The organism is Flavisolibacter nicotianae, assembly GCF_003628535.1.
GTDB lineage: Bacteria > Bacteroidota > Bacteroidia > Chitinophagales > Chitinophagaceae > Flavisolibacter > Flavisolibacter nicotianae.
Map to the genome: position 1 here is coordinate 251065 of NZ_RBCI01000014.1, position 15509 is coordinate 266573.

The following is a 15509-nucleotide window of genomic DNA, read 5'->3' on the forward strand; positions in this document are numbered from 1 at the left end:
AGAAAAAAACAGGATTGCTCCATAGCGAATCATCTGCATCACTCCTTTCTTTAAATTCAATTGTTTTTTCTAAAGACACGTCCTTAAACTTTCGGTTCCCAACCCGGCTGGTACTGACGACCCCACAGGGCCATGGCCTGCTGGTTTCCGACAATATGTCCGTTCTTCTGATCAATGTGCAAGGTCTGTCCTACACGCTGGGAAATATTGCCTAACTGCACCCACAGGGTACTTTTCCGACCGGTTTCCACGTCGGCATTTGGAGTGCCGCCTTCACGGATGCATTTCAAAAAATTGTCAATGTGCACGCCATCCAAATTGGCACTCGGGCTGGAGGGATCACGGCCATCGATTTTCTCATCGGATTTAATTTCTTTGACGATCTTGTTCTTTAGATCGCGAACCACGTAGCTGTTGCCTCCCGTGGCCATCGATCCGTTTTCGCCATAGAAGATCACTCCCCGGTCCTCTCCTTCCACCAGGGCACCATTGCAACTGCGTCCTTCCCAGATGACAGAAGCACCCGCAGATTCAAAGGTGATGATCTGCGTATCGGGTGTTTGCCAATCGTCCTGAAACCGGTAACGGCCACCCACAGAGCTTACTTTTTCCGGGTAATCGATTCCCAATCCCCAGCGGGCAACATCGATTTCATGCGTACCGTTGTTGAGCGCTTCACCCGTGCCCCAGTGCCAGAACCAGTGCCAGTTGTAATGCACCAGGTTGTCCTTGTAGGGCTTTCGCGGGGCAGGTCCCTGCCACAGCTCGTAATCAAGGTTGGAGGGCACCGGAGCTTCTTTGCCAATCCCAATGGAACCACGGTTGTTGGTGTACCAGGTTTTTGCCATGTACACTTTCCCGATCACGCCATTGTGCAACTCCTGTATCCCTTGCGTTAATATAGCCCACGAGCGGCGCTGGCTTCCCATCTGAACGATACGCTTGTACTTTCTTGCCGCCATCACGGCCAGTTCCCCTTCACGCGGATTGTGACACAAAGGCTTTTCGACATACACATGCTTGCCTGCGGTGCAACAGATGATCGTTGCCGGTGCGTGCCAGTGGTCAGGTGGTGCCAGGTACATGGCATCCAAATTTTTATCACTTAGAATGGTGCGGAAATCCTTCACGGCTTTTGGCTCTTTGTCTACCGCCTTCTTCACGGCATTGATGCCTTTGGCCAGGGCTTTTTCCTCTACATCGCAGATGTAAATAACCTCGGTATTTTTTTGCCGGGCAAAGTTGGCAGCCATTCCGGCTCCACGGCCGTTGGTGCCCATGATGCCGACATTGATACGGTCGTTTGCGCCAATGATGCGGGCATAACTTTTTGCGTGAAATCCCAGACCGCCCAGTGCAACCAATGTCCCTGTATTCCGGATAAAATCTCTTCTTGTTTTGTCCATTGTATAAAAACTTTAAATCGTTCGATTATAAACTTCTGATTTTGATATTTCGAAAATGGATCACATCCTCGTGCTCCTGCAAAAGTATGGGCGATGGAACGGTTTCACCCCAACCGCTGTTCTTATTGAATTTACTTTCCGCCACTGCGTTTTTCAACTGTTCACTGCCGCGTTCATATTCCAGCACTTTTTTTCCATTCAGCCAATGCTCTACATGCTTTCCTTTTGAAAGGATTCGAATGTTGTTCCACTCACCCAATGGTTTGACGTCTTTCTTGCCAGTTACCGGCAACACATCGTACAGGGCTGCCAGCGAGCGGTTGCCGTTTTTGCCCAGTTTTGCATCGGGATGATTGGCATCGTCAATGATCTGGTATTCGCAACCCAGCGACGTATTCTTAAACAACGAATACTTGACCCCACTGTTGGTTCCCTTTTCCAACATGAAATCAAGTGACAGTTCAAAGTCAGCGAATTCTTTTGTCGTAACAATGTCGCCGCCCCGGCCATCGGTGGGATCAACACTGAGCACGCCGTTTTCGATCTTCCAGCCTTTGCCGGTAAAAGGCTGCCCGTTCGATTTCTTCCACCCGTCAAACGTTTTCCCGTCAAACAATAACACCCATCCTTTCTTCACTTCTTTTTTGCTCAGTGTGGGCAGTTGCGCCTGGACAGAAACGAGACCACATAAAATACCGAGTACCAATAGAAAATTCTTTTTTTTCATACCTATCGCGTCTTGTTTAAAAATTATAATTGTACATACCCTTTGTTTTGAATAATCTTACCAGGATTGGATTGCATCACGGTCATGGGGATGGGATAACTCAACATATCATCGCTCCAGGTAAATGCAGGATAACCATCGGCCGCCTGTTCCGCCATCATGGCATTTTTGGCTCTTCCTGTCCGCACCAGGTCAAACCAGCGATGGTTTTCAAACGCCAGTTCCACCCTGCGCTCTTTTTCTATGGCCAGCAACAACTCATCATCATTGGCGAAATCGGCAACTGTATAATCTTTCAACAGATTGGCAGGCCTCGGGATATTTGGGTCGCCCTGCGTATTCCGGGCCCGTTGCCGGATCTTGTTGACATACAGCAATGCGGTGGCTTTACTGCCACCGGTGCGAACCAGGGCTTCGGCCTCTAAAAGATAAATGTCGGCCAGCCGCAGTTCAATCCAGTTGTTCCCGTTGTCACTACCGCTGGTGGCCACATCGTAATACTTGGTGACATAGCGCTCGTTTTGAACAGCGCCGTTTTTGGCGTTGATCCAAAAATCGCGCATCGAGACATATTTCCGGGGATCACCTGTTTCGTAGGCACCCGACATATCACCGGTTGGCGCATTCACGCCGCCTTTATCACCAACCAACACCACTTCCTTGTCGGAAAAGCGGGGGGCAAAATCATTGTTCCAGGGACTTCCCGTCACGCCGTTGGGGCTGCCTTTTTTGTACTGCACTTCAAACAGCGATTCAACACTGTTTTTCTTGTTGACATCAAAGAGGTCCCTGTAACTGGGAACCAGGGCAGCACCGGAGGTATTGATCACTTCTTCCGCCTTCTGGATGGCGAGATTGTAATACTCAACCCCTTTGTTCAGCGGGTATCCGGCCATGGTCATGTACACTTTGGTGAGCAATCCCTTGGCGCCCCATTTGGTCACCCTTCCCTTATCGGTCGCGCCATAGGCTGCCGGCAGGTTTTCTTCGGCATACTTTAGATCACTCACGATAAAATCATAGTTCTCCTGCAGGGAGGAACGGGCAATTTCATACGACTCAGCCGGAGAGACCTCCTTGTCCACTTTCAAGACGCCCAGTAAGGCACCGGTCTTGGAATAGCCTCCAAAAACGCGGTTGAGCCAGAAATACATCAATGCCCGTAAAAATTTGGCTTCACCGATATACTGTTTTTTCAACTGTTCATTTTTAAAGCTCACCCCTTCGATACGGCCGATGACAATGTTGCAACGCAAAATCACGTTGTAGCAATTGTTCCAGGCACTTGTGGGGTAGCCATTTTCAGGCAAAAGCGGCGATGCAAAAACATCGATACCGTTGTCATCAGCCGGGTTACCAGCTAGCCAGGAATACGTCGTGTTGTCGGAGCGGATCTCGCCAAGCCGGATAAATGGATTGTTGTAAACAGAGCGAAGGTTGCCATAGGCCGAGAGCACGGCCTGGTTCATATCGCTTTCTGTTTTGTAAAAGCCTGCAGAATTCAGGTTGGAAGGAGGGTTTAGATCTATGAACTCCTTTTTACAGGAACCAAGCAGGAAAAGTAACAAGGCTGCAATCGCAATATTTTTCATCGTAAACGATTAAGAAGATTTAGAATGTAAGGTTCAGACCAACAATAAACGCACGGGCAGCAGGGTAGCCCAGGTAATCGCCACCCCTGGAAAGGCCATCGCCTTCACTGCTGTTTTCCGGATCGTAACCGGGATACTTTGTCCAGGTCGTCAAATTTTGGCCCGTAGCGTACAACCGCAAGCTGCTGATGTTGACGGTCTTTAATTTAATCTGATTGAAATCGTAGGCCAGTGTAATATTTCTCAAACGAACATAGGAGCCATCCGTGATCCAGGCCGAAGAGGGATCCCGCTGCCAGCCTGTTGGATTTCGCGTGGCCCGGAAGTGCATGCCGTCGCCCGGCTGGTCGGGAGAACGCCACCGGTCTACCTGCTCGATCATCGAGTTGCGGTCACCGTGATAAATGTCAACCATCCGTTTGAAAAAGCTGAACAAGTGTGCTCCGTACGAATACGACAGCTGGGCGGAAAGGGTGAAGTTCCGGTACGAGAAATTGTTGCCAAAGCCACCCACAAATTTCGGCTGATTATTGCCGAGGATAGCCTTGTCGGTCTGGTCGAGCTTTCCGTCGCCGTTAACATCCAGGTACCGGCCATCGCCGACTTTATCCGCTGGCAAATGCGGGTACTTGTTCAGTTCATCCTGGTTCATAAACACACCCTGGAACACATAACCGTAAAAGCTGGCAATGGGGAAACCCGGTTTCGTGATAAACGCATTGTTTGCATTGGGCGCACTGGCAAAAATTGGCTGACCTCCCGGACCCACTTCCAATACTTTATTTCTATTGAAAGAAATGTTGAAATCACTGGACCACTTCAGCCTTCCGGTCAGGTTTTTCGTTGTCAGCAAAAACTCCATCCCTTTGTTCTGGACTTTCCCGATGTTTTGGATTTGACTGGAATACCCGGTCACCGTCGGGACGGGTACATTCAGCAACAGATCAATGGATTTGCTGTTGTAAAAATCGCCTTCCAGCCGTATGCGGTTGTTGAACAGGCCCAAATCAAACCCCACGTTCGTTTGCAACACCTTTTCCCATCCCAGATCGGCATTTGGAATGGTGCTTGGACTCACGATGTTTTGCAAGGCATCGCCTGTCGGATAAAAACCGGTGCCCAGTAGTCCGATGGCCGAATAATTACCTATGCGGTTATTCCCGGCAACCCCGTAACTAGCCCTGATTTTTAAATCGTTGATGGTGTGCGACAAGCCTGCCATAAAGTTTTCCTGGCTCACCCGCCATGCGGCAGAAACCGAAGGAAACACACCCCATTTTTTGTTTTGGCCAAAGCGGGACGACCCGTCCGTGCGTACCGTTGCTGTCAAAAGGTAACGGCTGTCGAACGTATAGTTGGCACGGGCAAAATAAGAGATCATCGAGTAAGCCGACTTCGTGCTGGAAAGCTGGTACATGGTACCCGCGTTCAGCGTGTGGATGTTGTCATTGGGAAAGCCTCTGGCCTCGCCATACATAAAATCATTGTTGTGCTGTTGGCTGCTAAAGCCCCCCAGGAGCGCCACATCGTGCTTTTGCGCAAACTTTTGAGTGTACGAAAGTGTCTGCTCCAGCACCCAGTCGTAATCGGTAGCCAGTTCATTGGTGGCTTTGGCCGGTCTGGGCCCTTTTGAACCATCAAGATCGACATAAGAAGGCTCGTAGTTTTCGTAGTTATTGTTCTGGATGCCCCCGTTGATGTTGATGCGGTATTTCAGGTTGTCCGTCACATCAAGTTCACCATACAATGTCCCCAACCAGCCATACCGTCGGCGGTAACGCTCGATTTGTTCTGCGATGCCGATCGGATTGGCCACATCACCGGCCAAAATCTCGGGATTGCGCACCATGGATCCATAGGTGCCGTCAGCGTTGTATAAATCATAAACGGGCGGAAGCGTGAGCGAATACAGGATGGGCGCATCCTTTCCATTGGCCTGCTCGCGGCCTTTGGTGCTGTAGGCATTCAAATTCAAACCGACCTTCAGACGTTTGGCCAATTGCGATTCGATGTTGTTCCGAAAGTTAAACCGCTGGTAATCGGTATTCAGCGAGATACCTTCCTGTTTGACATAACTCCCCGAAAACGCATACCTTGTTTTGTCGCTACCGCCTGTGACGGAAGCCTCGTATTCCTTCATGGGTGCCGTGCGGAACAACTGATCCTGCCAATCGTTATCGGGCATTTGCGCAACCGAAGCGGGATCAAAAAAATTGTATTTATAACCGTTCTGGCCATCGGGAATCATGTACAGCGAATTGGCACTGGGGTACAGTTTCCTCCGGCCATTCGGGTCATTAACGGTATGCGGCGATTTATCGGGATCGGCATTGATAATGGGCTGATCAAGCCAGGCCTGGTTGCGTCCATCCATGAACCATTGTACATACTGGTCCCGGTTCATGACAGCAATCTTTTTGGATCGTTGCTGCACACCCGTATAGACATTGAGACTAACGGTCGGCGTACCGGACTTTCCTTTTTTGGTCGTGATGATCACAACGCCATTCGCACCGCGGGAGCCATAAATCGCAGTAGAGGAAGCGTCTTTGAGAATCTGGATGCTTTCAATATCATTCGGGTTGACCAGGCGGAAAGCCCCGTCTTCCATAGGGTAGCCATCCACCACATACAGGGGAGAATTGGATTGTGTGATCGAACCGGTCCCCCTTACCCTGATGGAAAGTCCTTCCCCGCCAGGGGCGCCATTGATTTGCTGCACCTGCACACCCGCCAACTGTCCCGCAATGGCTTCTCCAAAGTTCACAGCGGCACGCTCCTTTAAATTGTTGGCTGAAACTGAGGCCACTGCACCCGTCAGATCCGACTTTTTGCGGGTTCCATACCCGATCACCACCACATCGCTCAACTGCCCGGCTGCTTGTTTCAGTACAACGTGCACGCTTGTTTTATCGCCGATAGCGATTTCCTGCTGTTCGTAGCCTACAAAAGACACCACCAAAACACCGGCACCGTTTTCAATCTGAAGTTCAAATGTGCCGTCTGCTTTCGTCGCTGTTCCCCCCTTTGCGCCTTTCACCTGCACAGAGGCGCCCGCGACAGGGTTTCCTTCACCGTTCACGACTTTTCCGGTAATGACCTGTGCGGCCTCGATTGCAGTTGTGCTTCCCTGCTGAATGAGTGCCGCATTCATAATGCCTGAAGACCGTGCAGGCAAAACCGCCGTTCTCTTCCGCAGAATAATCACCTGGTCTTTGTAAACCCATGCGATGTTTTTCGGATACAACACTTCGGTCAGCAAATCGTCCAAACGCACTTTGCCGGAACTCAATTTCATTTTTTCGGAATCGTCCAGGACACTGTTACTGTAGAACAGGGTAAAACCCGTTTGTTTTTTTATGGATTTGAACAAATCAGCCAGCGACATGTGTTCCTTGCCGATGGTCACCCATGGGTCTTGCGGGTTGTTTTGCGCATTGGCAGCAATACCTCCCAGGAGGAAAAGAACAAGCAGGAACCAGCGGGAAAAAGGCCCGGTCACCTTTTCTTTTAAGCAAAGCATTCGTTTCAGATTTTGGAGTTAAAGAAGAATCGTCTTCCCTAAGACAGGAAAACAGCAATTCGGGTGAACAGGTAAGCGCTTTTTTATCTTCTATTTTTTATCCCTCCTTTATCGCGAACAGAAAACGCATGCTGGCGCCCGATAGCCGAAGCCGGCATGCCCACTGTCCTGCGGCCGTCGGCGGCAGCAACAGCGGGCAGGTATCAGAACGGCACGCGTTAGCGCAGATAAAGAACGCTGTCTTTTATGGAAGAATACACGTCTGCGGACAACCGGAGGTTTTCCAGGAACAGTTGCAAGGATTGGGTTTTCGTCAACGCCCCGCTGAATGTTTTCGTTTGCAGGGCCCTATTTTCAAAATGAACGTTGACGCCATACCACCGCGTCAAAACACCCGACAGTTCCTGCAAGGGGGTATTGTGAAAATAATAAACGCCTTTCATCCAGGATAGCACATCGGACTCATCAAAGGTTTCAGTCTGAAATCCTTTTTGCACAGTGTAGGTTGCCTTGTAACCGGGTCTTAAGTGTACCTGCCTGTTTCCGGCTCCCTTGGTTGTAACGGAACCCTCTACCAGTGCGGTTTGGATGTTATCAGGATGATAGGTATTCACATTGAACTGCGTTCCGGTGACCCACACGTCTGTTTGCGGCGTATGCACAACAAAAGGCCGAAGCCTGTTTTTCGCGACTTTAAAATAGGCCTCCCCTTCCACATAGACTTCGCGTGTAGGACCGGGAAGACCGCAAGGAAAACGCAGTTTCGTTGCGGCATTCAGCCAGACTTCCGAGCCATCGGCCAGCCAGACCTTGTACGCCAACACAGGAGGCACGGATACGGTTCGCCAGCGTACGCTCCCGGAGGGAGACGACTGATCCGTCAAACCCCGCTCATCGATTTGCATGGTGGTGCCGTCGAATGCAACTTTTTTTGAAACCCCGCGCTGAATGGGAATAATTGTGCCGTTTTCCAGGGCAAGTGTCACCCCGGGTACACTTCGTGCCTCCTTCACAGGCTCTCGCTGTCCGTTGAATAAATAGATCCCGGTAAAAACAGCTGCCGCGACGGCTGCGGCGCTGAGCGCTTTCAGGATCGCGAGGCGCGGTGTGCTGCGTTTCTGTAAAAGGGGTTTGATTTCCTGCCAGTTTTGCTCTTCATTTTTCGTTATAGAAAAACCTGTTTCTGCTGCCTGCTGCACCAGTTCATTCAGGTCCAGCCATTGCTGACGCACATCCGGGTCATGGGCCAGCAATTGCTCCAATACCTGGTTGTCCGCCGGATCAATGGTGTTGGTGATCTTCTCCAGCAACATAACTTGTATCTGCTCACTTGTATATTCCATTCCTACTCTGTAGACAACATTATTTATCAAAGGGGTGAACCGCATTCATTTTTACCCGCACACGCAAAAATTTGACCGCCAGCTTTAAATGACTTTTCAGTGAATTCACACTGATGCCCATTTCCGCTGCGGCTTCGGTGTATTGCTTGTTTTCCAGATGCACCAGCCGAAAGGCGTTGAAACGCTGAGCGGGCAATTCGTGCAGCATCGCCAGGAAACCTCCTTCTGCCGGCCGATCCTGCACCTCTTCCCAGAGGCCAGCCGTCGTATGCGCGGCGTATTCAAGCCGCTTTTTATTTTCCACACTTGACTTGGCTAAATAATTCAGGCACCGGTTACGGATGGACGCATGAAGATAGGATTTCAGCGACTGGTGAACGCTGCGGTAAAGTTGTTTATTCCAAAGATCCAAAAAAAGCTGCTGCACCTGGTCTTCTGCCTCCTCACCGTTTTTTAAAATAAGATAAGCCTGCAACCGCAACGGTTTGAAATACTGTTTAAACACCTGTTCGAAGGCCAATTCATCGCCTTTTTTTAAAGCAGTCAACAAATCCTGGTCGATCATTTCCATAAGATTACAGTTTCAAAAAATAACAGCAAAGAATGGAGACTTTTGCTGCATTGTTTCTTTAAATGATTCCGACAGATACTTCCCAACGTCAATGCGTGAACCCTGCCTGCGTCGGTCCTATTTGGGAGCCGTTGCCGCAGTCATACGCTAACAACCCGGACCAGCCAGCAGCTGCTTAAAGCCAGGCTTGTCATCTGCCTCTTTTCATGATGCCCGGCAACCAGATACATTTCTACGCAAGGGTCAAAGCGATAAAAGCAATCCGTTCGAAATGCAGTTCCAGGACCATGCGGATACACCCTGCTACATGATCCAACCATACAGGTTCGTGCCATGATGATTGATCGGCAGCTCACAAGCAAACAGGTTCCATTTTGGGGAAATCGTTTTCCGCAAAGCGGCAATTTCAATTTTATAATACAAATCGAAATTTATCTTCTAAATGTAATATCCTTTCCTACTTTCTAAAAAATTATTTTCGACATATGGAAAACGCCGGCTTAACAAAACATTGGAAAACCTACAGAAAAAAAGCAATCAATGGAAACAACCAAGGATAAGCCATTATCAAACCAACTGCGGCAGCAGTTAAAAGAATTGTATGTGCTGCGGCAGTTTATACCGGAAGCGGCTATCGGCATTGGTCGGTGCAAAGAAGCGGTTTGAACTGAAAACATCCCCGAATGTAATAGAACCAAAAACGATGCAATTGATTTCAGAAAACACTATAAAATAATTAAAAATAGTGTACCGGAGGTAGTAGGCAAGTGGTCTTACGCGACGGGGAGCGGTTTCAACCTGCCTTTTAAAGAAGCGAACATGAGATATTTCGACACTTAAATACTGTAGGAACAAAATACCCCCTGCGAAAAAGGAGCTACCTAAAAGAGTAGTCTGGTCGTATTATTTCTTAACGAACTTCACCTGCGTTAGCGTTTCACTTCCTTTTACCATCAACGTGTAGGTTCCTGCCGAAAGGCTACTCGTTTCAATGGTGAACACATTGCTACCCTCTACCACATTTATGCTCCCGCTGGCAAGAGTTCTGCCGGTTGCATCCACTATACTGTAGCGGAGCATTTCTTTCTTTGCACTGGCCACTTGCAGACTAGTGGTTTCCCGTGCCGGGTTGGGGTAAAGCATCACTAAGGCTTTTCTCCGGGAGATGTTCACCGGAAGGATACGTGAATAGCGGAAGGTTCCGTCGTTGTCCACCATCTTCAGGCGATAGTATACGACAGGCGCACCCAGCGCCACAATGTTTTTGTCGGTGAAGGTGTAAATATTGCCAGCACTTGCATTAGTAGCCGCCAAGCTGTTCGTTTTGGCAAAGTTTCTCCCATCCATGCTTCTTTCCACCTCAAAAGTAGCCACGCCTTGCTCATTGGCCGTTCTCCAGTTCAGCACCCCATCAGCCGCTTGCAAATGGGCGGAAAAATCAACAAGCGTAAGAGGAAGCGGTGAAAATGAAGCCGATGCAAGAAAGAAACCGCTGAAACCAGCCACATCAAAAGTAACTGCCCAAGCGTTCACGCTGTTATTCCACTCTACACTCGTGGGAACAATGCCGGCGGTGGTTTCACTGTAAGTATCAAACAGTCCTGTGCCGTTGTTGCTCGTGCCGCTGCGTTTGTAGATGCGCACATTGGCTTTGTTGTTTGTTATGTCTGCTGCATCAATGGGGAGGTCAGGTCCGTGGTTGGGAACAGTGTTGTAGGCCGTGAAATCGGCTTGGCTGTAATAAAGGGTGATGGTGGCTGTAGCGGTAGTGCCATTTTGTGAAGGTGTGATGCCATAATGCCGTTGTACGTATGGCTGTCCGCTGGCTGTAGTGGGAACACTTGGCTCTATCCAAACACTATCGGCGATGTTTCCTGCTACAGGATTAGCACCACTTGGTGTGATGGAAGAGACAAGGTTACAACTACCCTGAAAATCCACCCTATTTCCCACTCCACCAACAGGAATGACTTGAACGAAGCTTGCCACAGGAAGTGTATAGTTCAAGCAATAATTGTTCTGGCACTCGTAGGAGTAGGCTGTACTTCTCTCAACCCCATTGCCAAACTGTCCGTAGTTCTCACCCGTAAAACAGAAAGTTTTCCCATCTGCAGAAAGTAGCGCACCATAAAAGTTAAACCCTCCTCTACTTATCTGCTGTGGATTGTCATGTCCGCCAATTTGAACCGGTTCGTTATGCTGAGTGGTTGTACCATCACCCAATTGACCTTTGTTATTTTGGCCCCATGCCCAAAGGGTACCATCACTTTGTACACCCATACTGAACCCATCGCCACCACCTATCATCCGCCATTGGTTACTCGTACCAACTTGTACTGGCGATGACTTGTTTACCGTTGTTCCATCGCCAAGTTGTCCATATCCGTTGTATCCCCATGCCCAAAGCGTGCCATTGATCTTTAGACCAAGGCTGACATAATCACCGCCATAGATATCAACCCAATCTTTGTCTGTGCCAATCTGGGCAGGGCTTGTTCCGTCAGGCCCAGCTTCACCATATCCGTTGTATCCCCAGCCCCAAAGGGTACCGTCGCTTTTTATAGCCAAGATATGATAAGCGCCAGCAGCGAGACTCACCCAGTTAGATTCCGCCCCAATTTGAACTGGCGAAAAATGTGGATCATAAGGGCCGTTACCTACATTACCGATGCCCCAGCCCCAAAGGGTTCTATCCTTGCGAATGGCAATCGTAGTGTTTAATAGAGCAACTACACTCCGCCATTTGCTAGCCCCAATTTGCACCGGTGAGGTTCTCGGTGTGTTGGTACCATCTCCAAGTGAACCGTAGGCATTATCGCCCCAAGCCCAAAGTGTGCTATCCTTTTTCAATGCAACAGTATGAAATGTACCACAGGCTACACTTGCCCAACCGGTATCGGTACCAACCTGTATTGGAGTCGGCCTGGAGCCAACTGAACCATCACCCAAGTAGTCTCCACCAGAGGCCCAAAGCGTACCATCGCTTCGAATGGTAAAGAATATCCCTGAACCCGAGGCAAAGGTCTTCCACGTCAAGTTTTGAGAAAATGCAGCAGGTGCAAACACTATGAGAAAGAGAAGAAAAGCACACACTTTTTGCATAGGAACAGTCAGTTTATAGATAGTAGTTAGTTTGAAAAGCAATTTAATTAAAAAAAGAGATTTTTCCCTAAAAAACACGAGGCATAGCTTAAGATTCGGACGCTAAGAGATTGAATACACCATCGAGTTTTCCTCTCCTATCCAATTCTACACCAATGGCAAAATCGAGAGCTTAGACCTTCTATAGTACTCAAGCCACTTGCTGTTTGAGTTCAAAGAGCTTCCTTTCCAATAATGCAATCTTTGCTTGTTTATATTTTGTCTGATATTCTTGCAGGTCGACCGGATTAAATTCTTGTTTGTAGCGGACCATTTTGTAGTAGATGGTAGCGATCTTGTTGGCGGTGGCCACTATTGCATAACGGTTGCCGCCTTTGCCTTTCATTCTACGGAAGTAATCACCTAACCAGTTATCGCTGCGTTATACAGCGTTGGCGGCATGGCGGAAGGCCTGCGAAGCCACATTGGGTGTTTTCTTTAAAAGCATGCTGCTGATTAGCTTACCGCCCGTGATTTTGTTGTTTGGACACAGGTTCAGCCACGAGATAAAATGTTTGGCCGTGGGCCACTTGCTTAGGTTTGCACCGGTTTCGAAGAGGATTTCAAGCGCAGTGCCTTCGCCCATGCCGTAAATGGCTGTGACATCAACACCGTGAATGGCTTGGAGAAAAGCACGTGTGTCAAACTGGGGCGTATTCTTGTGTGCCCGTTTTTTTGCGTTGCTGAGCGCAGGAGCTAAATTTTCTTTTGGGCCAACCTGCAGGGGTTCTGCTTTTTGGTAAGTCTGCAACTGACGTTCAATTTCCTGATCACAGATAGTGATACGTTCCTTGTAGTAGCAGTAGCACTGATAGCATTCCTTCAGCAAAAACAATTGCTCGCTTCTCCAAGTACCCTGAAGTGATTTGATGATCGTTTCTCTGTCCGCCTTCACCGTCTTTCCGACAAACGTCTGTAGCTTTTCCGGGTTTCGTTCCCCGGCAAGAACGGCGCTTATAACAGCCAACCCACTTTGCCCGGTGATGTCGTTAATGACCGTGTGCAATTTGACGTTCATGAGCTCCATAGCTTTTTGCATGCGGAGCACAAAACGGCTCTGGTCCTGCGTGAGCGTTCTGCGGAACCGGACCATCGCGCGGAGGGATTCCTGCTCATCACTGGGCAAAAAAGAGCTTTTCAGAAGCGCACAACTATGAAGTCGTTGTATCCACATCGCGTCATCTTCATCATTTTTTCGGCCACTGACATTGCGAACGTGTCGTGAATTGACCAAGTATACCTCAAAGCCTTCTTTGATGAGTACACCAAAAAGTGGCTTCCAGTAAACACCAGTGCTCTCCATGGCGACAGTGTCAATGTTGCATTGCTTTAGCCACCCTGCGATAGCAAGTAGATCACAGGTCATCGAACCAAAGGTGCGCACACGTTGTTCATCCCGCCCTTCTGGAACAGCCACGGCATGGAATGTATCACCAATGTCAATACCAGCCGCATTGGCATGCACAAGTGGAAGACCATTGGGAACTTTGTTTTTTGTTGAACGCTTTTGCATAAAAGAAGATTTAAGCAAAAGCACTCCACGCACCTTCCTTCTACATTTACGCTTCTATACGGGCTCCTGAAAGGTCCCATTGTGAAATATACAGGGAAAGTGAAACCAGACTACGATATGGACTACTTGCCCATTGGTCGACAAGGCTTTTTCGTGAAGTACTTTCCCTAAATCTACACAGAAGAATGACTGTACCGCAGTACGCAAGTTCTTTCTCTCGAAATATTGGTGCAGCCAATTTGCTTACTACGATCTGTCGTAGGTGTCATTTTGGGATGATTACTGAAACAAAAGAATTCTTGAAAACGATAGCTGTTTATGTTTGAAAGAGTTCTCAAAACGAGCCGAAACGCGACGAAGCGTAGGTCCTCCACCCTCGTGCCACGTGATTTAAATCTGCAAGCGTATTTTGATTGGCCAACTGCTTATCTGAAAAGGTTCAATTCACTCAGGAGCCACGTCGGTAGCTTCCAAATCAGCACTCCGTGCGAAGCAACAAATGGTACAACAAAAAAAATGTAACTTGCTATTGTCCGCAATTCTTCCGCAAAGCAAAAAAAATTCCGCACCTCCCAATCCAAACCCTCTTTTCTCTCGTTTATTCTTATCCAACTCCTTCCAAAACCGCCAACTGGTATCTAACTCCTGGGTGAATCATCGAGACCGGCCCTGATGACACATTTTTTACCCGTAAATCAACAAGTGTATGCAAAAGAATGTTTTACTCTTTTGTGGGTGGAAGCGCTGCCTGGTCCTGAGCTTCGTGCTACTTTCCTTGCCAGGCTTTGCTTCCTCGCACCGCGAGGCCCCGCTCATTTCCAATGATCCCCTGGCCGACAACACCGATGTCTACGCGTTTCGAAGCCCTGACGACCCGAACACCGTGACCATCATTGCCAATTACATCCCGTTCGAGTCACCGGAAGGGGGACCCAACTGGTACACCTTTGGCAACGAGGTGCGCTATGAAATCCACATCAAGAACAAAGCAGCCAATCCAACCCTGGACGACATCACGTACCGCTTCACGTTTACGACCGTAAACGAAGACCCCTCAACGTTTTTCCGAATTCGTCTCGGCAAGGAAAACTGGAAAACAACCTACACCCTGGAACGCAGCACAAACGGCGGCACAACGTTCAGCACCATCGTGGCCAATGGTATGGTACCGCCTCCCAACATCGGACCCCGCTCGGTTGAAGGCGCTGTTGGACTGAATAGGGATTACAATACCTTAATGATGAATGCAATCGTCTCTGCTTCCAGCGGCGAAAAACTTTTCTGCGGCCCTGTTGATGATCCCTTTTTCGTTGACCTGGCAGCCGCCTTTGATGTAGGAAGCATCCGGCCCCAGGGAAATCCCGTAAACCCGCCAAAAGACGGACTGGCCCGTTTTAACGTCCATACCATTGCCTTGAAAATCCCCATCAGCCGTTTGCAGAAAGACGGCAAATCCGTATCGCAGGCCGCGAACCTTTTGGATCCGGATTTTGTCATTGGCGTGTGGGCCAGTGCCAGCCGGCAGCAGATCAAAACATTCGGTAACAACACGGTTAACTACACCGGTAATTGGGTGCAGGTGTCCCGTTTAGGGATGCCCCTTACCAACGAAGTGATAATACCTGTTGGCAGGAAGGACGAGTGGAATTTTACAAAGACCAATAGCGAGAGTCAGTTTGAGCCCTATTTTGTC

Annotated in this window: 11 protein-coding genes; 2 read left to right on the forward strand and 9 right to left on the reverse strand. The window is 48.9% G+C overall.

Annotated elements, in window-relative coordinates; translation table 11 throughout:
* Positions 1–83 precede the first annotated feature (83 nt).
* The 6 genes from D6024_RS23685 to D6024_RS23710 form a co-directional block, all read right to left on the reverse strand.
* Positions 84–1406, reverse strand: a complete 1323-nt coding sequence (locus tag D6024_RS23685) for a Gfo/Idh/MocA family protein (protein ID WP_121357289.1) — start codon at positions 1404–1406, stop codon at positions 84–86.
* A 25-nt stretch (positions 1407–1431) separates the two neighbouring features.
* Complete coding sequence (locus D6024_RS23690; protein ID WP_121357290.1) at positions 1432–2133, reverse strand: 3-keto-disaccharide hydrolase; 702 nt, start codon at positions 2131–2133, stop codon at positions 1432–1434.
* Positions 2134–2156: 23 nt separating this feature from the next.
* Positions 2157–3725, reverse strand: a complete 1569-nt coding sequence (locus tag D6024_RS23695; RefSeq protein ID WP_121357291.1) for a RagB/SusD family nutrient uptake outer membrane protein — start codon at positions 3723–3725, stop codon at positions 2157–2159.
* A gap of 19 nt (positions 3726–3744) precedes the next feature.
* On the reverse strand, positions 3745–7248 hold the full coding sequence (locus D6024_RS23700; RefSeq protein ID WP_205573358.1) for a SusC/RagA family TonB-linked outer membrane protein: 3504 nt from the start codon (positions 7246–7248) through the stop codon (positions 3745–3747).
* A 218-nt stretch (positions 7249–7466) separates the two neighbouring features.
* On the reverse strand, positions 7467–8591 hold the full coding sequence (locus D6024_RS23705) for a FecR family protein (RefSeq protein WP_162944985.1): 1125 nt from the start codon (positions 8589–8591) through the stop codon (positions 7467–7469).
* A gap of 19 nt (positions 8592–8610) precedes the next feature.
* Complete coding sequence (locus D6024_RS23710; RefSeq protein WP_121357293.1) at positions 8611–9162, reverse strand: sigma-70 family RNA polymerase sigma factor; 552 nt, start codon at positions 9160–9162, stop codon at positions 8611–8613.
* 540 nt (positions 9163–9702) lie between these two features.
* Between D6024_RS23710 and D6024_RS27470 the strand changes: the two genes are divergently transcribed.
* Positions 9703–9828 carry a hypothetical protein gene (locus D6024_RS27470; RefSeq protein WP_262670745.1) on the forward strand — a complete coding sequence of 42 codons (126 nt, stop codon included), beginning with the start codon at positions 9703–9705 and terminating at the stop codon, positions 9826–9828.
* Positions 9829–10065: 237 nt separating this feature from the next.
* Here D6024_RS27470 and D6024_RS23715 read toward each other — a convergent pair whose 3' ends face one another.
* The 3 genes from D6024_RS23715 to D6024_RS23725 all read right to left on the reverse strand — a co-directional run bounded on the left by D6024_RS23715 (position 10066) and on the right by D6024_RS23725 (position 13816).
* Positions 10066–12342, reverse strand: a complete 2277-nt coding sequence (locus D6024_RS23715; protein WP_162944986.1) for a T9SS type A sorting domain-containing protein — start codon at positions 12340–12342, stop codon at positions 10066–10068.
* 112 nt (positions 12343–12454) lie between these two features.
* A complete protein-coding gene (locus tag D6024_RS23720; protein ID WP_121357295.1) occupies positions 12455–12649 on the reverse strand; it encodes a hypothetical protein in 195 nt (64 codons plus the stop codon).
* A gap of 36 nt (positions 12650–12685) precedes the next feature.
* A complete protein-coding gene (locus tag D6024_RS23725) occupies positions 12686–13816 on the reverse strand; it encodes an IS110 family RNA-guided transposase (RefSeq protein WP_121357296.1) in 1131 nt (376 codons plus the stop codon).
* A 706-nt stretch (positions 13817–14522) separates the two neighbouring features.
* On the opposite strand from D6024_RS23725, the gene D6024_RS23730 reads away from it, so the two are divergent.
* A partial coding sequence (locus D6024_RS23730; RefSeq protein ID WP_162944987.1) for a DUF4331 domain-containing protein occupies positions 14523–15509 on the forward strand: 987 nt, incomplete at its 3' end.

Coding starts and splice junctions, on each gene's coding strand:
- D6024_RS23720 (WP_121357295.1), bottom strand. CDS start 12,649: ATGAAAGGCAAAGGCGGCAACCGTTATGCAATAGTGGCCACCGCCAAC.
- D6024_RS23695 (WP_121357291.1), bottom strand. CDS start 3,725: ATGAAAAATATTGCGATTGCAGCCTTGTTACTTTTCCTGCTTGGTTCC.
- D6024_RS23725 (WP_121357296.1), bottom strand. CDS start 13,816: ATGCAAAAGCGTTCAACAAAAAACAAAGTTCCCAATGGTCTTCCACTT.
- D6024_RS27470 (WP_262670745.1), top strand. CDS start 9,703: ATGGAAACAACCAAGGATAAGCCATTATCAAACCAACTGCGGCAGCAG.
- D6024_RS23700 (WP_205573358.1), bottom strand. CDS start 7,248: ATGCTTTGCTTAAAAGAAAAGGTGACCGGGCCTTTTTCCCGCTGGTTC.
- D6024_RS23690 (WP_121357290.1), bottom strand. CDS start 2,133: ATGAAAAAAAAGAATTTTCTATTGGTACTCGGTATTTTATGTGGTCTC.
- D6024_RS23685 (WP_121357289.1), bottom strand. CDS start 1,406: ATGGACAAAACAAGAAGAGATTTTATCCGGAATACAGGGACATTGGTT.
- D6024_RS23705 (WP_162944985.1), bottom strand. CDS start 8,591: ATGGAATATACAAGTGAGCAGATACAAGTTATGTTGCTGGAGAAGATC.
- D6024_RS23710 (WP_121357293.1), bottom strand. CDS start 9,162: ATGGAAATGATCGACCAGGATTTGTTGACTGCTTTAAAAAAAGGCGAT.